Annotated in this window: 16 protein-coding genes and 1 pseudogene; 6 read left to right on the forward strand and 11 right to left on the reverse strand. The window is 47.5% G+C overall.

Translation table 11 applies throughout. The features are described from left to right. Positions 1–69: 69 nt before the first annotated feature. The 5 genes from PAV_RS28145 to PAV_RS28165 all read right to left on the reverse strand — a co-directional run bounded on the left by PAV_RS28145 (position 70) and on the right by PAV_RS28165 (position 6541). Positions 70–1404, reverse strand: a complete 1335-nt coding sequence (locus tag PAV_RS28145; protein WP_005551697.1) for a DRTGG domain-containing protein — start codon at positions 1402–1404, stop codon at positions 70–72. A 153-nt stretch (positions 1405–1557) separates the two neighbouring features. Further along, positions 1558–4236: a YhgE/Pip domain-containing protein gene (locus tag PAV_RS28150; protein WP_005551698.1), complete on the reverse strand. Its 2679-nt coding sequence runs from the start codon at positions 4234–4236 to the stop codon at positions 1558–1560. Positions 4237–4531: 295 nt separating this feature from the next. After that, positions 4532–4837: a hypothetical protein gene (locus tag PAV_RS28155; protein ID WP_005551700.1), complete on the reverse strand. Its 306-nt coding sequence runs from the start codon at positions 4835–4837 to the stop codon at positions 4532–4534. A 110-nt stretch (positions 4838–4947) separates the two neighbouring features. Beyond that, positions 4948–5283 carry a YlbF/YmcA family competence regulator gene (locus PAV_RS28160; protein WP_005551702.1) on the reverse strand — a complete coding sequence of 112 codons (336 nt, stop codon included), beginning with the start codon at positions 5281–5283 and terminating at the stop codon, positions 4948–4950. A gap of 79 nt (positions 5284–5362) precedes the next feature. After that, entirely contained in the window at positions 5363–6541 is a 1179-nt protein-coding gene (locus tag PAV_RS28165; RefSeq protein WP_005551703.1) for a DUF445 domain-containing protein, read from the reverse strand. A gap of 152 nt (positions 6542–6693) precedes the next feature. Between PAV_RS28165 and PAV_RS28170 the strand changes: the two genes are divergently transcribed. From PAV_RS28170 to PAV_RS28190, 5 genes and pseudogenes are all read left to right on the forward strand, one after another. Beyond that, a complete protein-coding gene (locus PAV_RS28170; RefSeq protein ID WP_005551705.1) occupies positions 6694–8061 on the forward strand; it encodes a YheC/YheD family endospore coat-associated protein in 1368 nt (455 codons plus the stop codon). Between the two features lie 13 nt (positions 8062–8074). Next, positions 8075–9235 (forward strand): YheC/YheD family endospore coat-associated protein, encoded by a 1161-nt coding sequence (locus PAV_RS28175; RefSeq protein WP_005551706.1) that lies wholly within the window; start codon positions 8075–8077, stop codon positions 9233–9235. Further along, entirely contained in the window at positions 9232–10608 is a 1377-nt protein-coding gene (locus tag PAV_RS28180; protein ID WP_005551708.1) for a YheC/YheD family endospore coat-associated protein, read from the forward strand. Before PAV_RS28175 ends, PAV_RS28180 begins: the two co-directional genes overlap by 4 nt. Continuing rightward, a complete protein-coding gene (locus PAV_RS28185) occupies positions 10605–11714 on the forward strand; it encodes a YheC/YheD family endospore coat-associated protein (protein ID WP_005551709.1) in 1110 nt (369 codons plus the stop codon). Before PAV_RS28180 ends, PAV_RS28185 begins: the two co-directional genes overlap by 4 nt. A gap of 25 nt (positions 11715–11739) precedes the next feature. After that, positions 11740–12899: pseudogene (locus tag PAV_RS28190) on the forward strand (YheC/YheD family endospore coat-associated protein). A 117-nt stretch (positions 12900–13016) separates the two neighbouring features. Here the strand turns inward: PAV_RS28190 and PAV_RS28195 are convergent. The 3 genes from PAV_RS28195 to PAV_RS28205 form a co-directional block, all read right to left on the reverse strand. Continuing rightward, positions 13017–14057 (reverse strand): S66 family peptidase, encoded by a 1041-nt coding sequence (locus PAV_RS28195; protein WP_005551711.1) that lies wholly within the window; start codon positions 14055–14057, stop codon positions 13017–13019. 114 nt (positions 14058–14171) lie between these two features. Continuing rightward, positions 14172–14723, reverse strand: a complete 552-nt coding sequence (locus tag PAV_RS28200) for a hypothetical protein (protein ID WP_005551712.1) — start codon at positions 14721–14723, stop codon at positions 14172–14174. A gap of 140 nt (positions 14724–14863) precedes the next feature. Next, complete coding sequence (locus tag PAV_RS28205) at positions 14864–15568, reverse strand: HAD family hydrolase (RefSeq protein WP_005551714.1); 705 nt, start codon at positions 15566–15568, stop codon at positions 14864–14866. A gap of 223 nt (positions 15569–15791) precedes the next feature. Here PAV_RS28205 and PAV_RS28210 point away from each other — a divergent pair, with 223 nt between their 5' ends. Continuing rightward, a complete protein-coding gene (locus tag PAV_RS28210) occupies positions 15792–16772 on the forward strand; it encodes a YpdA family putative bacillithiol disulfide reductase (protein ID WP_005551716.1) in 981 nt (326 codons plus the stop codon). Between the two features lie 44 nt (positions 16773–16816). On the opposite strand, the gene yfkAB is transcribed toward PAV_RS28210, so the two are convergent. From yfkAB to PAV_RS28225, 3 genes are all read right to left on the reverse strand, one after another. Next, positions 16817–17980, reverse strand: coding sequence for a radical SAM/CxCxxxxC motif protein YfkAB (gene yfkAB, locus PAV_RS28215; protein ID WP_005551717.1), 1164 nt, complete (start codon positions 17978–17980; stop codon positions 16817–16819). A 68-nt stretch (positions 17981–18048) separates the two neighbouring features. Next, complete coding sequence (locus PAV_RS28220; RefSeq protein WP_005551718.1) at positions 18049–20295, reverse strand: MMPL family transporter; 2247 nt, start codon at positions 20293–20295, stop codon at positions 18049–18051. Between the two features lie 97 nt (positions 20296–20392). Next, the gene (locus tag PAV_RS28225; RefSeq protein ID WP_040737116.1) at positions 20393–21487 is read right to left on the reverse strand and encodes an HD-GYP domain-containing protein; all 1095 of its coding nucleotides are present in this window, start codon (positions 21485–21487) and stop codon (positions 20393–20395) included. Between the last annotated feature and the right edge of the window lie 177 nt (positions 21488–21664).

Here is a 21664-nt window from a genome sequence, read left to right on the forward strand (position 1 = left end):
CACACGCTTCCCGCCTTCTTGAAGTTTGTATGAAGCTATTTTCATAACTTCATAATATTGGTCAGGCGGTTAGTCGTGATCAATCGACTGCGCAGTCATCATGGCTTTGGCTACGAGGTGTTCGCCGTGGCGAATAGACATCTCCAGCTTGCAAAATTTGCGGCTCATTTCGATAAATTCTGGGTGCATGGTAACGATATCCTCAATTTGAAGAGGGCGAACGAAATAGGTCGTCATATTTTCCATAACGTGGTCGTAGCTGCGAACGTCCTTTACTGCCCTCAAAGCGCCCTGCGTCATAATTGTGGATAAAATCCCCTCTGATACAGAGCCGAATCCATTCACCATCTGCGGTGTGATAACGCCACGGAAATAAAGCTGTCCCTTATCATCTCGCTCTTCTTCAAACCCATGCCAAATGAGGTCATCAAAGGTTTCCCCAAGCTGCGGCTCCTTGCGGGCATCACGCATCGCCTGCAGCACCTGTCGTCTTGTTACTACTGCGATCAGCTTGCGATTGCGATCAACGATCGGAAGTAATTCGACCCCCTCCCATACCATAGTATGGGCAGCCGAAGCTAGTGTTGTCTGAAGCGTTGCCGTTATCGGGCTCCTCGTATAGAGCTTATCGATGCTCGTACCCGATTCAGCTCCCAGCACATCCTTGTATGTGATCATTCCAATTACCCGATACCATTCATCTACTACTGGGAACCGCGTGTGGTTTGTTTCTTCACGCAGTCGCTGGAAGTCATCTACTGTGCTGGATGGTCGCAGAACGAACATTTTGTCTTTTGCGGTGACAATATCCTCTACAATCATGATTTTCTTCTTAATTAATCGGTCGAACAACGCACGGTTAATCATAGAACCAACCGTAAAGGTATCGTACTTCGATGAGATGATTGGCAAATCCAGCGCATCTGCAAGAAGCTTCACCTCTCGGCTTGTCCCGAATCCCCCCGTAATAAGTACACCTGCACCATGTTGAAGCGCAAGTCGATGGGCATCCTCACGGTTCCCGACGATAAGCAGGCTCCCAGCGTCAATATAACGAGCCATAGCATCCAGCTTCATCGCTCCGATTACATACTTGTTCAGCGTCTTCATTAAACCGCGGCTACCGCCAAGTACATGCCCGCCTAATATATCAACAACTTCGCCAAACGTAAGCTGCTCGGACATATTGCGCGGCTTCTTCTCTACCCGAACTGTGCCGATCCGCTCTTTCGTAACGACAATCCCGATGCTCTCCGCTTCCTTCACGGCACGATAGGCGGTTCCCTCACTAACTCCCATTTCCTTTGCCAGCTTACGAACCGATATTTTAGTCCCTGGCTTCAAGCTCTCAATATGCTGAAGCAATTGTTCATGCTTTGTTAGCGTCGCATCATGGCCATCCATCTGTTACACCCCTATATTCCGAACTGTTGTATTCTGTGCTTAGTTTACCATATATTTATAATAAACTGCAAAAAAAACAAGTTGGCATTTGACTTTGCAAATACCAACTTGTGATGTTTCTATATGAGCAGAGGAAGGAGCAGCTATCAAATGTCATCCTGAAGCTACATTAGATGCGACGGCTGTTTTTTCTTTTTTCACCAGCTTGCGATAGAATAATTGGAACGATACGCTGCTCGCTGTCAGCGCCAATGCAATATATACCGATAGAAATCCAACATTCATCCAAACATAGCTCATATCTCCTAATGAGATTACACCGCGGAAGGCCCGGATCGTGTAGGTCATCGGCAGCCATGGGTGAAGCATTTGGAAAAATGGCGGCGTCAATTCAATCGGGAAAGTACCAGCCGTTGATGACAACTGTAGGACAAGCAGGATGATAATAATAAACCGGCCTACATTGCCAAATGTCGTTATGAAAAATTGAATCAGAGCAAAGAAGGTCAAGCTGGTCGTCAAGCATACTAGAAAGAACATTGGAAGATTCGTTACAGGCAGCTTAATGACCGTCAGAACGACTGTACCGCAAATAATCACTTGTAGCATGCTCTCGACGGTCATGAAACCAAATTTACTGACCATCCACGCCATTCCGGACGGTGGTCTCGCGCTTGTTTCTTTCAACGGATAAACCATAGAGAACATAAGCGCACCCACAAAGAAGCCAAGCGACAGGAAATAAGGCGCCATTCCGACTCCATAGGTAGTCACATCATGATTCTGCAGCTTGTCGCTGCCAACCGGCGATGATATCATCTCGTACGTTTTGTCGGTAGGGTTTTGAGTCGCCTTTTGCGCTCCCTCTCGAAGCTTGTCGCGCAATTCAGCCCCGCCGTTCATCAATCGCTGTTGACCATCCAAAAGCATTGCAAATCCATTGTTGATGGAGGCCTTCGCCTTATCCACTTGATTCAGCATATCGCTCATCTTCTGGAACATGATCTTCTGTATATGCCCCCCTGCCTCATCCAGCTTCATATCAGCCAAATTATGCAGCATGTCGCGTGCCATTGGCTCTAGCGAATTTACTTTGTCATCTGCCGCCGTATGCAGCTTCTTCGTAATTTCCGGAGCCAAGCGGTTTAGCTCCTCATTTACTTTGTGATGAATGCCGTTCACAACTTTTGGCTCGTATTGCTTCCACTTTTCGTCGACCAGTGTATGCAGCTTATCCACAAGCTGCTTCGATTTCTGCTGGTACATATTGTCCGCTAGCTCATGCGCCTTATCCCGCAGTTGAGGAGCCAGCTCATTCGCCTTCATCAGCACCATACGATTGGCCAATGCACGAATTTGAGGAAAGACCTCACTAAACTTCTGATCTGCTGCCTCGTGCAGCTTCTTAACGAGCGAGCTCCCTACCTTGCTTAGCTCTCGATCTGCAAGCTCGGTAAGATCCTGCTTCACCTTCTCCTTCAACGCCAACAATTGTTTACCGTTCAGCCGGTTCTCCACCTTTGTTCGCACATCCACAAGCTTTTTCTTGAGCTCATCCCAAGGTGCTTTCATGTTAGGCGGGATTTGATCTTCAAATGGCTTGAGCTTCTCTTCAAGCATTTTCAGATCCTCTTGGATCTTGTTCATTTCATCCTTGCCCCGCTGAATTGCACCGTCAAAAATAGCATCAACCTTCTCATTGATATACCGGTGAATAGAGGAACGAATGGTACTGTCCAGCTTGCTGTATTCATTGTCGATGATAGTATGCATCTTGGCACGGGCTGCAGGCTCCATCTCCGTAAGCGAATCATTTAGCTCAGTGCTTATCTTTCCGAGCACCTTGTTTAAATTTGCATCGTAAGCCTGATCAATTTCCCGATGCATGTTCTCTCGAATTTGCTCGCCATACTGCTCAGCCTGCTCGTCGATTTGTTGATGCACTTTTTCCTTCGCCGGCATCGATTTCGAACGTATGAGTTCATCAATTTTGGTATGTAGCGAATCGTGTACAATATCGTAGTATTTATCCGATTGTGCATCAATTTCCCGATGAATCTTATCCATCATCTTCGGCTTGTTGTTACGGATCGCTGCATCGATCTCTTTATGAATCATCTTATCAAGCTTTTCTTTGTTATCTTCCAGAGCGCGTTCGACCAATGTTCCAGCCTGCGAAGTTTTGGAATCCACCTTAGCATTCAGTTCATCTCTGAACTTCTCAATACCTTCCCCAAGCTTGCCTAGCCCCTGCTCGATTTGATTTGCACCTTCACTTGCCGCATATAGCCCATCCGCTACTTTGTCAAGTGCGTTGAACATTTGCTCTACATAGGTTTCCGTAACCTTTTGCGACAATTCAGCCTTTATATTCTGTACAACTTTATCTGCAATTTGACCAGAAATAAAATTATAGCTGCTGTTCTCTGTATAAATCAGATTCATCGGTTGCGGATGTGGATCAAGGATCGTCGTTGCATTATGAGACATTTGTTCTGGTATGCGAATCATCAAGTAGAACTTGTTCTCACTCAACCCCCGTTCCCCTTCCTGCCTGCTTACGAAATGAAAGGCAACCTTGTCATTATCATGAAGCTTCTCGATCAATTCCCGACCAATCGCAATCTCCTTTCCTTCGTACATCACCGGTCGATCTTCATTGACGACAGCGACAGGCAGATGCTTGACATTACTATACGGATCCCAATTCGCAACCAAATATACACCGCAGTACAGCAGCGGGATGATAAGCAGACCCAAAACAGGCACAAGCACCTCTTTTGTTCGGATATTCGCGACGAATTCCGACCAGAAAAAACGAATACTTTTCACGCTGTCACCTCCTTATTGACCGACTGACCAAATTATTAATGTGGTTCTCATCTGACAGATGCGAGTATTATAACCCACCATTTTGAGTATTTCAATTTCCAATTATTACACCAATCCAACCCACTATACAAGAAAATAACCTACCAATGAAACACGTCTGTTCCGCCTTTAGAAACAGTCAAACAACCGATTAAAAGCAACCCTATCTTGACACAATTATGTGTGTCCACTGGATTTCAGAACATAAAAAATAGAGCCTCTCCTAGTGGAGGGCCCTATTCCCAAGCAAGTACGATTATTTCAATCTGGCAGGCTGACCTTTCAAACGCGCCTCAAGGCGATTATACTTCTCGCGCTTGATTTCCCGCAGACGCTGCTCCATTTCCTCGTCCACACGCAGCAAGCGATGCAGATGAGCAGCCACGATCAGCAAGGCAAACGCAATCCATACTACTCCAAACGTAGAGGAAGGCGTCCAGCCCTCCTTAAAGTTCAACGTAGGCAGTACATAAATCAGCATAGCTACAACAAGTATGATGGATATTACGTGTTTCCAGTTGTTCCGTGGTTTCGCAGTTGCCTTATTTTGTTCCGTTTTCATTCCGTTACGCTCCTTACTTGAGATGAGCCGCCATTCGGTAGACCATCTCTAATCTTGTCCTATACTAGAGCGTATGCCGGTTATATGAATCCCATGACTTCTTTCTTGTCCTATTGATAAAGGTGTCCAAGCGATTCGGAGACGATCTTGTTCACATCTTGAATGACGACAGCAAGTCGACGTTCTGCATCGAAAAGCTTAGCGATATCAGTATTCATGCTAATCACTTGGAATAACTTTTCCATTTTTTCCATTTCATCCTGCTCTGGCATTTCACCCGTCATCATCTTTTGCTGCAATTCCATTTGGCGCGCGCGGAAATCATCCAGCATCTGCTTGCCTTCAGGATTCGCTTCCACTGCCTTCATTGCCTCTTCTACTGCCTTGGCCTCCTCAGAAGCCTGCAATGCACGAGCCAAGTCGTGCGCTTTGTCATATACGCTCATCATCCATTACCTCCCGCAAAAAAATACAATCTTCAGCATAACATAGTTCCTCACTGCTGTCCTCGTCCAAATATGGCGTTTATCCGACAGCTAATAAAACAAAGGACTGCACTAACCCGATAATACCACCAAGCAGCGCCCCTAACCATGTAATGGCCCGGAATTCCTTGCCTGACACGCTTAAAATAATCGTCTCCAGACGTTCAATTGGGAACTGTTCCACTTGTGAACGCACGACATCCTCTAGACGTGCTGCCCGCACAATAGAATCCAGATTACGATCAAGCAAGCCAAAGGCAGCCTTCACCACACTGGGGACATATTCCTTCCATACGGATTCATATTTTCCGACTAATTGGCCTGGTTGAACTGCACCGAGGCGCTCAATTTGCTTAGGCCACTGAATGAATTCAGCAGCATGACCTACGATATAATCAAGCGAATTCGCCTCTTCTGGAAGCTCTGCCCAAGAGCGTACGAGTTGGGAAGGCGTTTCTTGAAGCCATTCATTAAGTTTGGTCAACATGAAACTTGCAACAGCTGCACGGACCTTCGGAGAACGCAGCTGCTCAACAAGAATAGGCGTCATTTTCGTTACCAGCTTATCCTCATCCACGAATATCGCTGCCATCGCGCCAAAAAATCCGGAAGCGCGATCAATAACCTCCTTAGCCAGCTTCGTCATGAGCAGCTGTCCCTGAAACGATGTTAACTCCTTCTCGAATGAAGACAGCATCGCAGCAGCTGCTTTATCCGCCCATTTTGCAGAAGATTGCTCCCAGCCTGCCGGCAACCATTCCACAAGAGGCCGCTCATCCCAGCCTTTCCTCTCCAGCCACTTCTTAACCCCATTGCTCGTCCATTCATTCAATCGACTCGCAGAATAATCCCGAATCTCATCCCACTCCTTGTCCGGGAACAATTGTGCTGCCCACTCTTTTACCGTTCTGCTGTCTTCAGACCAATCACGTGTCATCCGAAGCACCGCTTGAACGGCATTCTCGCGGGCTTCTGGACGATTCAACATCGTACGAAGACCGTCACTTGTCACCAAGTATTCGGATACAACCTCGCCAAAGGAAGCCGCAATATCATCCTTCCTTTTCGGAATCAACCCTGGCGTGAATGGAACTCGCCAGCGCCCAATGTATATAGCATTCCGTGGATGAAAGAGCATTTTAATCGCAAAATGGTTCGTTACCCCGCCTACGATTGCTGCGACGGCAACACTAAAACTAATAAATAGCCAAACCGGCATACTCATCCCCTCCTGTTTTTTCCTTCTCTAGGTCAATCACCAAGGGAAATATGTCCTCATATGATGAATTAACGTATACGTTCTATCTGTATCGACCCATGCAGATGGAATCGTATGAATGACTGCAAGTTGTTGTTGGAAGGAGAACCTCCATGTCTAAATCAAAAGCGACGCTCCAGTTGATCAGTTCCAGCATCTTGCAAGACGATGTGCTCGTGTTGGGAGAGGCCTACGCCAAGCTGTGGAAGGTTCCTGTCAATCAGCCGTTGACGGTAAAGTTCGGTTCCTTTAGGCAGCGCATAACAGTAATATCCGCCACCCGCTTCGATGGGCTGAGAATGAGTCATTCTCTTGCACGGAAGATGGGACTTATTAACGGCCTGTCATTGCGTGCCGCCTACAAAACGTCTAACCAAACCCTGAGCCTTGGACCGCTAATTGGTGTATTAATAAGCCGCGATCATCCTAGTATGCCTGATAAGCCATTCGGGTCAATAACATCCTTTTGCAAAGAGTTGGTCGATGCATGCCAGCTACAAGGGGCGTGGGTGTGCTTCTTCACACCCGATCATATTCAAGATCTCCACAACGTAAGAGCGTGGGTTCATAGCAATGGCAGCTGGCAGCGAGTAACGATGCCAATTCCAGACATTATTAACAACCGATTGACATCCCGCAAGCTGGAGAACAAACCTAGCGTACAGCATTTTATGAAAGAAGTAAAATCACGTTATCAGTCTGTCGTCTTTAACGAAAAATTTCTGGATAAAACAGAAGTGTTCGAGGCGTTACGGCCTCACCCCGAGTTTGCAAAATATTTACCAGAATCTTATTCACTCCGCAGCTACTCCACCTTAAAAAACATGTGCAGCCGTTACTCAACGGTATTCTTAAAACCAGCTCGCGGCAGCCTCGGGAAAGGAATAATTCGCATTACCCGCATGCCAGACCATAGCTATCAAGCCTTGTATACCACCTTGAACGGAACAAAGCGCCAGCAATTCAGCAGTTTGGTAAAGATATATTCCAGCCTATCCGGCAAGATCAAGTCGAATCGCTATCAAATTCAACAGGGTCTGACCCTTATTGATCATGGCAAGCGACCCGTCGATTTCCGCGCACTCGTACAGAAAAATGCATCTGGAAAATGGACCATCACCTCCATCGTCGCACGCATCGCAAGTAATCAACACTTTGTATCTAATCTGGCACGCGGCGGTTCGCTTAGCACCGTAAGGGAAGCGATTCATCGTTCCAATTTGCCTACTTCGGTGAAAAGCGATGTAAGTGCGCGGCTGAAGCGGGCAGCACTTGACATCGCCCAAGGAATAGATACACACATCCCCGCTCATTTCGGCGAGCTAGGGATTGATCTGGCTGTTGATAATTCTGGTAAAGTATGGTTGCTTGAAGTCAATTCTAAGCCATCCAAAAACGACAACACCCCATTAAGCGATAACAAAATCCGTCCGTCTGTACGTAAAATCGTTGACTACGCTCGCTTTCTGACCGGAATCTAAGGAGGTGGCAGCAATGAACGCTTCAGAAGCTTCATATCCGACACTTGGCGTTCTGCAATGCGAAGCGAAAGGCGTGCTGCCATTCACGGAGGCAGCGTATTGCCGCAGATTATCCATAGCCGGACGCAAGCACGGCATTCATGTTATGGTGTTCTCCCCGCTATGGATCCATTGGAATAACCATACCGTACATGCATTTGTATATACCAAATCGGGGTGGGAACGCCAAAATCTCCCCCTGCCTGCGCTCGCTTACGACAGGTGCACCTACACCGATAACCGCCAATACAGAAAAACACGGGCAGCGATAGCTCGCATGATGGAGCAAGCAAATGTAAGGCTGCTAGGTGTCGGCTTACGAGGCAAATGGGAGATCTATCGTTCCTTGCGTAATGACTCCTACCTATCTCCCATACTGCCCCCCACTCGGCTGTTCACAGGCGTCGCCAACCTCGTTGATCAGTTGAGTCGTTTTCAAGAAGGACTATTTCTGAAGCCGCATGGTGGAACTCACGGGAAATCTACACTCCATATTCACCTCCACCGCAACAGCGAGGAGGAGACAGGTTCGAAACTCATATCCTCTCCGCTGGAACTGCGAGGACGAGATGACAACAACGAGGCGATCCATCATCTTTTCCCTTGTCCTCAAGAGGGATTCGCCTGGATTGAACGGTTTGTAGGCAATCGAAAGTTTATCATTCAACCCTATTTATCATTGGCCACCCAAGAGGGAGAGCCGTTTGACATACGCGTTCTCATGCAAAAAGACGAAAATGGGCGCTGGGATTTCACAGGTATGGCTGCACGAATAGGCCAGCCTAACAGCGTCACTTCGAACCTGCACGGGGGCGGTCGAGCCGTCCCGGTCATTCCGTTCTTGGCAAGCCAATTTGAACCGAATCACGGACAGCGGCTTATCAAACAGCTACGTCAATATAGCAAGTACATTCCACCGCTTCTGGAGGCTCAGTATGGGCGAATAAGCGAGATTGGCCTCGACTTCGGTATCGACCTCGATGCTCGCCTCTGGCTGCTTGAAGTCAACTCCAAACCTGGCAGATCTGTCTTCAGACAAACGGGTGAGCACGAAGCCGCTTTAAAATCAGTGGAAAATCCGATTTTGTACGCACGCCACATGTTGGTTCGGTACCTTAGGAGGGTCAGTTCATGAGTTTGACGGTATGCAACGTCCATTTGACGCCAAATTCCGGTAAATTTTTATATGTCTCTAACTCGCTATTGAAAGAACTTAAGCTTACAGGCAAACGATCGGTAAAGCTTAGACTCGGCAAATCAGTCACTCCAGCATTGGTCAAACCGATCCGTAGGCCCGGCAAGCATCTCTACGTTACAGCTGGATTGCGTTCTTCAATTCGCGTCCCTAAGTCAGGATCCGTGCTTTTGTTTAGTGATTCAGAGGGTGATCTGCAGCTCGGCCCCCTGATAGGCATTATGTCAGACGGAGCTTCAAGATCTCCTGTGGCTCCATTCGGTAACCGAACAGGATTCATTAGACAAATATTGCGAACAGGCAATAAAAAAGCTTATGTGTTCGCTTTTGCCCCACGCGATATCAATTGGCAAAACGAAACCGTGCTAGGCTACTTCCTTGGTCCTTCCGGAGGCTGGGTAAGACGAACCGTCCCGCTCCCCGACGTCGTATACAACCGCTTGCCAAGCAGGCGAGCCGAAACCTCTGGCACTTACAATATGATTCGGGAACGCTTCACCCGTAAGAAGATACCTTTTTTCAATTGGAGCTTCTTCAATAAATCAGATGTGTATGCCTTGCTGAAGGGTGAAATAGAAGCGAATCGATATGTACCGGAATCCGTTATGAATCCCTCAACCGATACAATACGCTCGATGCTGGAACGTCATCAATTTGCCTATTATAAGCCATCCGGCGGCAGCCTTGGAATCGGCATTTATCGACTTACCTACCTGCCTAAGAAAGGGTATTTTGCACGCTATACAACAAATGGAAAAAACGTACTGCTCCGCTTTCGAACCTTTGCCAGCCTGATGCGCATGCTGGAAGCAAGACATGGCCGCAACCTTCGCAGTTATGTGATTCAGCAAGGTGTTCGTTTAATTGAAATTGACGGATGTCCGATTGATTTCCGTTTCCATATGCATAAGAACGGAGACGATAAATGGGCGGTTGTCGGCATCGGTGCCAAAAAGGCAGGCAAGGGCAGTGTAACTACACATGTTAAAAATGGCGGCAAGCTGATGACCCCTTCGCAGGCACTTCAACGCGCCTTCGGGAACCGCTCAGACGAAGTCCTTGAGAAGGCGAAAAAGATTGCCATTATTTTGGCAGAAGCCATTGAACGCAATCATCCACATTTGCTGGGAGAGCTCGGATTCGATATCGGCATTGATCGTGACGAGCATGTCTGGATGTTCGAAGCAAACGCCAAGCCTGGACGATCCATTTTTAAGCACCCTTCCCTTAAGAATGAAGGGCAAGCATCGATTGAACACATATTGGATCACTGCCTGTACCTAAGTAAATTCCGCAGGGGGGAGATCGTGTGAGCGGCAAAGAGAAAGCAACACCTACGCCGGTCGTCGCCATATTAACAATGGATGATGCCAAAGAGCATTTCCGCGGCAATCGCGATAATTTTGCCGACATCATTCAAACTGGAAGAGGCATGGGATTTATCGTCTATCTCCTTACCGTAAAAGACTTGAAGCTTAGTGCCAAGCGGGTCATCGGATATACGATTAACGACAACAATATGTGGAAGCAGGAGTGGTTCCCGCTTCCGCATGTCATTTACAATCGCATTCCTCTTCGAGAAGATGAAAGTCTGCCTACTGTGCGCAGCAAAATCAAGGAAGTGCTCGCCCATCCAACTATACGCATATTTAACCCCTACTTTTTCAATAAATGGAATTTATTTGAATGGTTGAAAAAATCCAAGATCACGAAAAAGTATATTCCATCAACGAAGCGGCTAAAAACATCCAGTACGTTAGGAAAAATGTTGCATAAGCATCCATATTTGTTCCTGAAGCCGGAATCCGGCAAGGCGGGTGCCGGCATTATGACCCTCCGCGTGAACCATACCAAAGCACTGAAATACCGCCTTAAGATTCAGGATAAAAAGAAAAGTCTATCCTACAAGTGTGCAACGATTACGAAGCTGTGGAGTCGGATACAGAAGCAGGCAGGAATGCATGACTATATCGTGCAACAAGGCATTCCACTAGCTGCCAGCAATCGACGTCCCTTCGATCTTCGAGTCCTTATTCAGAAAAATGGCCGGGGACATTGGGAAATTACAGGCGTTGGCGCGCGTGTCGCCGGTTCATCTAGTATTACGACACATGTACCGCGCGGCGGAAGCATAGACGATCCAGAAAAGCTCCTCATTTCCGTGTTCGGTACTGGACAGTCCAAGCGCATCATGACTCGAGCCAGACATGCTGCACTTATTATTGCAAGGCAGATTGAGCGCGCCTCAGGTCATTTACATGGCGAGATGTCAATGGACTTAGGTGTCGATGCAAGCGGCAGCATCTGGTTCTTCGAGGCAAACGCAAAGCCAATGAAGTTCGATGAGCCTCATATTCGGCATCGTTCGCTTGAGCGCATATTTCAATACTGCCAATATCTTGCAAAGCAGAGCGGATGATGGACAGGAAGAAAGGTGAGTACGCTTGAGTCAACCTACACTTGGTATATTGACATTGTATTTGAATGAACGGCGTCAGCTCGAAGAACGGCCCGTGTATCAGAAGATGATTGCAGCTGGCAAAAAAGTGGGGCTCGAGGTATATGTGTTCACTCCACAGGATGTTGATGAACAGCAGCGCCGCATCAACGCGATGTGCTACAATCCAGAGACAGGACGCTGGACTCGAAAATGGACTCGATTTCCCCACATGATATTCGACAGGTGCCGCATCCAAAATAGCTATCGCTTTAAGCAGCTTTGCCGCTTCCGCAACAAATACAAACATCTTCTGTTCTTGAATCGCCCTTTACGCAACAAGTGGACGATCCATCAAGTCTTATCAGGGGTAGCTTCCATTAAGCCACACCTCCCCAGCACTCGCTTATACCGTTCAATTCAAGACTTGCAAAGCATGCTGCGCACAAACTCCCTAATTTACCTAAAACCTATCAACGGGACTGGAGGAAGGGGCATCCTGCGTATTGAACGTTCGCTGAGCAGTCCCTCCACCGTATTCGTTCAAGGCCGCGATCATCAACGGCGAATTATACAGCCACAGAAACTGACGCTTAACCAACTGGCCACGAAGCTGGCTGCATGGAGAGCCGTAGATCGTTACTTGGTGCAGCAAGGGATATCCTTGAAGCTGTCGAATGGGCGCGTACACGATTATCGCATGCTCGTGCAGAAGAACGGTAACGGGAAGTGGGAAGTGACCGGCTGTGCGGGTAGAGTGGGGGCCAATCGGAGCATCACTTCGAATCTCCACGGAGGCGGGAAAGCTGTACGTATGGATGAGCTGCTTAAAAAATGGATTGGTGACGAGCAGCGCATTGCCGAAGTGAAGGAAGAAGCAGAAAGAATCAGCCTTGAAATTGCTCAATATCTTGAAGAAAATATGGCGCTCTATGTGAATTGGCGCTGGATCTCGCCATTGATCGCAAGGGCCACATATGGCTGCTTGAGGTGAACCCAAAACCTGCACGAGAAGTATTCAGTCGGATTGGAGATCGGGAGACGTATCGGGCCGCTATCTCCCGGCCAATTGAATACGCAGCCTGGCTGCATCGCCAAAAAGGCAAGCGTCATGGGGATGTGACAATATCAATCGTAGAAGAAACCGATCCTTCAACTTCAGAGTAAATAGATTCAAGTGCCTAGACCGCAATCGTGACGACGGTAAACAGCTTATCGATTCAAGTTCTGCAAGACACCACCGTAATCCTCGCAATGCGGACACGGTGGTGCTTCCTTTTACAGTTAGTCCTTAAATGGACTTTCAAGTAACACAACTTCATTCGTACTTGGTCGCAGCTCAACTTGACCACCGAGCGGCAGTATAAGCTTCGGATCTGTATGACCGAAGTCAAAATTGACCACAATCGGCAATTCCCCGGCGCCGAACTCCCCTTTGACGATGTCGACAATAAGATCATACAGCCGCCGCGTCTCTTCCTCACTGTAGTCCTTCGCCCGGCCAAAAATCAGCCCCTTTGCCTTCGCGTATACACCCTGCATCCCGTAATTGCGCAGCATGTAGCCAACTTGCATTGGCGACGGTTTCTCTTCTGAGGTTTCAAAAAAGAGAATTTTATTCGCCCAGAACGAAGCTTCCGGCCAATATGGAGTCGACTTCATAAACTCCAATACCTCAATACATCCGCCCCATAAATCCCCTTGTTGGACGGCTTCCCCTTGCAGAAAAATCCACCCCTTCTCATTCGAGATGAACTCCTGGCATTGACCTAGCGTATCAAGGTTGCCCCAATCCTGATATCCATTCGTCCATTTCATGTATGGCGCATAGGCATATGGATAATCATTTGAAAACAATAGTGCATCAAGATGAGCGGTATACGCATCGGGCAAATGCTTCAGCTGCGCGATTCCTGCCAATATCGAAGGACCATAAAAAGTGATCATGCCAAGCTGATTCAAATAAGATAAAAAGGTTGTCGCATCCGAAAAGCCCATGATCATTTTCGGATTATTTTTGATCCGTTCAATATCCAAAAAGGGCAAGATCCGAATCGATTCATATCCTCCAATGGAACAAATAATGCCGTGAATGCTCGGATCAGCAAAGGCTTCATTCATATCCTGCGCGCGCAGCTCAGGGTGGCGATACAGCTCCGCCGGCTCCATTCTAGCAGTCGGCATTTCTATAATTTCAAGACCGAACAGTTCACGTAAATTGCGCAGACCAAGCTCATAGGTATCCGGAAATAAGTAAGGAAGGCCGCTCGAAGGGGAAATGATTGCAATTTTAGAGCCTCGTTTCAGTCGCTTTGGCTTAAGCATATAAATACCTCCTAAATTTCCATTAATTCTATTCCTGATGCAACTAGGAGTCAATCCTATATTTTCCATACACAAAAAAACCGACACCGCAAATCAATGCGGTGTCGGCTTTCCTTACTTCGTATACAGTTGATACATCAAAGTATCCTCGTCAGCGGCACGAGCGAGATCATAAGCCTGCTGAATGCTTCGTTGGTTCTGGATCAGCTCATAACAGAAACGGGTAACAAACATTAACGTACTGTTCCCGTATGGATAATCGTTAGGTGCAATATACGTTTGGCAGCCACTGTCCAAGAATGCCTCGGCCATTTCCTTATAGCCCAGATCACAGCCGTTGGCGATTACTGTCCGGCCATCGAGCTTGGCGAATTTCCGAACTTCCTCCCTGCCGAAATCGCCGCGCGGCTCCCCGTCATCATACACATCGTCTCCAATCTCAGGCATCACGAAGCGGCCCTCGTCGCCATGGAAATTTAAGATGACAAGATCGGTGTCGGGGAACAAATCCTTGCCAGACAGAACGTCAGTAAAATCGTTTGGTCTTCCCACCCAATACATGAATACCCGAGCTCCAAAGTACTCCAAAGTAGCTCGAAGCGCTTGTGTCTCCATATCACAATCCGGTCCACACACAATAGCAACATTCATTTCAGGTTTACTCATTCGAATCAGCCTCCATATTGTTTAAGTAGTTACGCGCGTACGCATTTGTTTCAACTACTAGAAGCAATGGAGGCGGCCTGGCCCACCACGATACAATTCGACGTTACTTCTTCATTACTGTCTTCCCTTCAAGATTGTTATTATAGCGATGAAGCATACAAATCCAGCAGCTCATCGAAGTTATGGATCAGAACGTCCGAACCCTTCAATTCCTCATCCGCACCGAAACCAGCATACTGACAACCGATAACCGTTTGTCCATTTTCTTTGCCGGCCTCCACGTCCGAAGAGCGATCACCAACCATCCACGCCGAGGAAATGCCGTGTTCCTTCAACAGAAGCTCTACAAGCTCCACCTTCGTCGAAGTCTGGCGCCCTCCGGCACTATACAGCTCCGTGAACAGTTCAGTCAATCCGTGCGCATCGGACACACCTTGCACATATTCTTCCAATCCATTGCTGGCTACAAACAACTTTACACCAGATTCGCGCAAATTGGCAAGTGTTTCCTTAACCTGCGGATACAGTTCCGTTTCCCCTTCCTGCAAGCCTTTCAGTTCATATTCGAGCAGCAGATCATCCGCACGCAGTCTTGCTTCCTCGCTGGACTCCGGCATTACTCGCTTCCATATATCTGCAAGCAGCATGCCAAGAGAGCTTAATATGCGCTCCTCCGGCGGGGTTGTCCCTTCGAATAAGCCCTCATTTCGAAGCTGATCAAACGTACGATGATACGCTGGAATCAACAGCGTCTCCGTCTTGAACAACGTACCATCCATATCAAAAATCATTGCCTCCGGGCGCTTCAACGTGCCAGTGGAACGAGATACATCAGAAGTAGTCATTCCTTTCCCTCCAATTCTATAGTTGTCATTGCACAGACTATACATCATTGTACACAACATCAATCCATGATTCATTAGCAATATTGTAAATGTTTTGTAATCCATATGTAAGGATGAGGATAGCCAATTTCATTCCCGTTCGATATGATAAGTATGTGGAATATACTAGAGACTAGATTATCGAATTGCACAGCAAACAACTTGTCATACGGAGGCGAATCAATTGGAACAGGCGATCATTATCGGAGCAGGTCCATGCGGACTATCTGCTGCTATAGAATTACAACGGATTGGTATGAATCCGCTCATCATTGAGAAGCACTGTCTCGTGAACTCAATATATCGGTATCCTACCCATCTGCAATTTTTCAGTACGCCGGAAATGCTCGAAATCGGCGGCATGCCATTTGCCAGCCCACACGACAAACCATACCGAGATGAAGCACTCGTCTATTACCGCAAGGTAGCAGAACGATACCAGCTCCGTATTCGTTCTTATGAAGAGGTAAAGTTTATTCATAAAGAAGAAGACGGAACGTTTACAATTCATTCTACAGCACGCAGCGGCTCATCCATCACACATCGTGCGCGTTATGTAGTCATCGCTACAGGTTATTTTGATCATCCGAACATGCTTGGCATCCCGGGAGAGTCCCTGCCGCACGTATCTCACTATTTCCAAGAAGCCCATCCTTATGCGGGCATAAATGTCGTGATTATTGGCGGAAACAATTCAGCTGTTGATGCTGCACTTGAGTTAATGCGAGTCGGAGCTAAAGTTACGGTTGTCTACCGCGGTGATGAGTTAACTGCTCATATCAAACCTTGGGTTCGTCCGATCTTTGACAGCATGATCGCAAAGGGAGTCATTGGAATGAAATATCATTCCCGAGTCGTTCGAATCGAACCAGATCGGGTACATATTGAGCATAATGAGGGGGGCACGGAAGTCATCGCAAGCGACTTCGTTCTCGCCTTGACCGGATTCAGACCGGATCGTACGATGCTGACTGCAAGCGGAATTGAGCTGCAAACCGACCGCGAAAAGCCCGTATTCAATCCGGAGACAATGGAGACGAATGTGCCTGGATTATATGTAGCTGGGGTTATCTCATCAGGGCGAGATGCCAACGAGATATTCATTGAGTCTGGCCGCTATCATGGGAAATTAATTGCTGATCATTTGAAGCAGCAATCCCGTTAAGAGCAGCGGGTGGGTAACAACCCACCCGCCTCTTCATGAATGATCTAGGACAGCACAGCCGTCCGCTCCTTGAAGTTCACTCCCCGATAATACATATCGGCAACGAGCAAATTCGGCCCGCAGCAGGAAGCCTGCGGACAGTGGCAATCCACCGTTCTGGAAAGCGGATGTTCATTCAGCCAAGCATTGAATGTGTCATCGAGCTTGCCGGAATAGATGCTGCCGAACGCTGGAATATCCGCGAAGTCCGTTACATAGATATCCCCGCTAAACAAGTTGACATTCAATCGGTTACGGCCATCCGGGTCGTTGCGAACGGTCACCATTGGTTCTTTATGAAGACGTTGCAGCAATGCCTGATCCTCTTCATTCCTATTGCAGGAGAAGAAAGGCAGCGTGCCGAACAGCATCCACATCTCTTTATTGCGAGTATCCAACAGCTTATGAATAGCTGCGCGCAACTGCTCAATTGGAAGCACAGGCAAGTTCTCCGCAAAGGAGCTCGGGTACATCGGATGAACCTCATGGCGCTTGCATCCCATTTCATCGATGAGACGATGAATTTCACTCAGCTTGTCGTGTGTCCGATAATTGACCATGGATTCAGCGGAAATATACATGCCTGCTTCACTCAACTTGCGTGTATTTTCAATCATGCGCTCATACAGTCGGCCTGCCGCACCGGACTTCACCTCATGGCTGCTATGCGTGAATCCAACCGCATGGAAATCCTCCATACATGTATAGTTGAACGAAATATGCATGACATCCAAGTAAGGTGCTACCATTTCGTATCTGCGCATGTCCATCGTCAAGTTGGAGTTGATCTGGGAACGTACCCCGCGCTCGCGCGCATATCGCAACAGGGGAACGATATACTCCTTAACCGTCTTCTCATGGAACATCGGCTCACCGCCGGTTATACTTATCGTCTCCAAATGCTCGACCTCTTCGAGACGCTGCAGCATCAGATCAAGCGACAGCTTGGGAGGCTCATTTGCGACCAGTGTGTATCCAACCGCACAGTGTTCACAGCGCATATTGCACGCCTGCGCCACAGTCATCTCCACACTTGTCAATACATGACGGCCATATTGCTGCAAAGAACGAATCGGATCCCATGGATCGTAGGCTGGACTAATTGTTCTTAGCCCTGCTGTCCCTCCTTGCTTCGTGTTCACTATCTTCTCCGCTTGCAATTGATTCATGATTCATTCCACCTAACTTTCTAGTTGCCTGCTTTCAGCCTTCGTTGAAAAAATAATTGCTTACATATTTATAGCATACTTCGCCGATCCTTGCGTCGAAACATTCTTGGCGCCCACCAATTGGCACGGCCCATCAGCTTCATAAATGCAGGAACAAGCAGCACCCGAATAAGCGTCGCATCCAAAAATACCGATACCGCAAGTCCAAGCCCGATAGCCTTCATCATCTCATTATCGGTGAAAATAAAAGCACCTACAACAACAATCAAAATGAAGGCCGCACTTGTAATAATACTTCCTGTCTTCATCAACCCTTGTGCGGTACTGTGTTCATTGTCCTTCGTGCGATCATACTCCTCAGCAATTCGGGACAACAGAAACACCTCATAATCCATAGATATGCCGAAGACGACACAAAAAATGATGATGGGAAGCATCGCCACCACCATACCTGTTGAGGTGACCTGCAAAAGGTCAGCCAAATGACCGTGCTGGAAGACAAGAACGACGATGCCAAGGCTTGCTCCCAAGCTCAGCATGTTCATCATAACCGCCTTCAGTGGCAGAAGAATCGATCGAAACGCGACAAAGAGAACCACATACGTCACGACAAGAATAAACGCGATTACGAACGGCAGTGCAGCTGTTATTCGTTCTATGATATCCCGTTGAACTGCCGGGCCGCCGGTTACATACTTCCCCTTCAGTCCCGAACCAGATTCAATTTGACGCAGCTCGTCCACTAACTGGAACGCAGCGTCGCCCTTCGTGTGAGGCTTCGGAATGACTTGGATAACCAGCATCTTGTCACGAAGCGGCAGCTTCAACTCCATCTGGCTGCGCAGCTCTGGATGAGACAACGCAGCAGCCTGCGCTTCAGCTCCCTGTATATTCAATTGCGCCAATGCACTCACATAGCTGTCGACCCGCTGTACGCCATCTAGGTTTTGAATGCGGGTCGAAAAACCTTCTATCGATCGAATTGCATCCACAGAAAAATAGGGCTTGTCCGTCTGCACGACGATCTGAATTGGATTCAATGCCTGCTCATCATAGGCTTCCTTCATCAATTCCGCACCATAGCGTGATTCATACTTGGGCGGAAGCATCTCTGCATCTGGTATCCCAATCTTCATGCTGCCGATTGGCCAAGCACAAGCAGCCAGGATTGCAGTGAGCAGCAGCACAATCAATACAGGATGCCTCATAACCCCATATGCAATGCGGCTCCACAATTCACTGCCCTCTGCCTTTTTGCCGCGTCTCCATCGTGCAGGAATGACTGGGAATTGATTCACCCTATGGCCAAGTAGACTCAATAGTGACAGTAAAAGTGTATTTCCCGCTGTAACCGACATCATGACCACAATGACACCGCCAATGCACAGCGAACGAAATAGAGATAAATCAATAAAAAGCATCGCAATTAATCCAATCAGCACCGCAACGCCCGAAAATACAATCGACTGGCCCGCAGTTTGCGCGGTCATCGCAATCGCATGCTCCACAGAAGATTGCTTGGCAAGCTCCTCACGGAATCGGCTTACGATAAACAACGCATAATCGATGCCAACGGCTAGACCCAGCATAGACACCATATTCGGCAAAAAGTTACTGAGCGTGTCAGTAATTTGGGCAATTCCATAGATAATCCCCAGTGTCGTCGTAACACTAAAAAGCCCAATTATAAGCGGCAGCACTCCTGCAAGCCATGTTCCAAATACGAACAAAAGGACGAGCAGCGCAATAGGAAGCCCGATCAGTTCAGACTTTACAATATCGTTCTTGCTCGCTGTCTGAATATCATAGTAGACCGACGTAGTGCCTGTCACATAGGCCTTAGCGATCGGAATATCCGTTATAAGCTTGCGAAGATCGGGATATCGATCAAGCGCCTCATCTGTGTCCATATTGATACGGACATGAGCTGCAATAACATCGCTCCGCTTGCCCGTTTGATCCTGTGTCCGAAGTTGAATGTTTCCGACGGCCGGATTCCGCTTCAGATCTGCAAGTGAGCGCTCAATTTGCTGGATGGAATCTTTCGTGGACAAGGAGCTGCTGTCCCTGCTCTCATAGACAATATCCATCGTCGTGGAAGAGATGCCAAGCTCATCTCGCAACAGTTCATAACCTGTATAAGATTCACTGCTAGTCGGCGTGAATCCATTATTCTTGAGCATGGAAGGCACTTGTACGGCCAGTATGGAGGTCAATGCAAACAAAATCGTCCAGATGATCCATACTGCATGACGCCATCGATAAATCCACTTTCCCCAATGCCACAACCAACCTTGTCTGGCTGCTTCCCTCACGTGACGAACCTCCTGCTCGCTAGTAGACTGAATGAAGGGATGATAATAATGAATAATAGCTTAAATAGCATCGCGGCATATGATGTTCGCAAAGCGCTTAATCGGTTGCGTGATAGCCCACGATCATAACGTGAAGTTTCTTGGATAGATCAATTTCATGGGGGATCTTCAATGGATTGCCTTCAGCATCGTACAGTATTCTTACAACAGGACGCTGTGGGTATTCAGCATGTATGCGGGCAATAACACCTGACTCACCTGTATTCAAATGAATCGACATCCCTATCGGATAAACAGCCATACGGTCTCGAAACAGCTCCAGCATACGCTGCTCATATTGCGTTCCTGAACCGGTATAAAGAATTTCCAGCGCCTCATGAGGAAGCATCGCTTTACGATACACACGATGCGTTGTCAAGGCATCATAAGAATCTGTAATTCCAACCCATTTCGCATATTCATGAATATCCGGCGATTTGATGCCGCGTGGATATCCGGAACCGTTCAATCGCTCATGGTGCTGGTAAGCACAATGAGCCGCCAGCAGCGGAATATTCGGCTCATTTTTCAACATGTAGTATCCAATCTCTGTATGCTTCTTCATCTGTGCAAACTCATCATTCGATAATGAACCTGGCTTGTTCAATATGTTCAGATTAATTTGCGTTTTGCCGATGTCGTGAAGGAGCGCACCCATGCTCAATGTCCGAAGTTCATTTCGAGGATACCCATGATGAAGCCCTAGCAAAGTCGTATAAACACACACGTTCAGGGAATGTCGAAACAAATAATGATCTGTCGTCTGCATATCATTCAGCATAACCATCGCTTTATGGTGACCATACAAATCGCCTATTATGGCATCCAACACCTCAAAAAACTCCCGCTTCAGTGTCGTGTGCGAAGCTGAACGCTTACGCGTCATTGCTTCTTCAATCAATCGTTTGAATTGCTTGCGAATCGTCGCGTTGGCAAGTTTTCTCGTATCCCCGCTCAACACATTCGGTGCATGAATACCTTCTGTCCGCGCATCTTCCACGTACACATAGGAGACGCCCATCGCTTCCAAGCGCTGAATATACGCAGTACTAAGCTCGACTTGCTCCTTGAGCAGCACAAGACCTTCTTCATTATATATTTCTTTTGCTAATCGCATGCCAGCTCGGCACGCTTGTATAGGTACCCATCGCAAGCAGAGTCAACCCCTGAAGTTATGATATTTACATTCACTTAAAATGCATCGAATTAATCATATCAAATTCTCGCTAGACTAGCGAGTCACTGCCATACATTCCTTTATCTAAGTTGGGAAATTGGCAGAATTCGCTGGCGATCTCCGCTATTATCCATGGATCTCGGATGAATAAAA

The sequence above is a fragment of the Paenibacillus alvei DSM 29 genome (genome assembly GCF_000293805.1).
In the GTDB taxonomy this organism is placed as follows: domain Bacteria; phylum Bacillota; class Bacilli; order Paenibacillales; family Paenibacillaceae; genus Paenibacillus_B; species Paenibacillus_B alvei.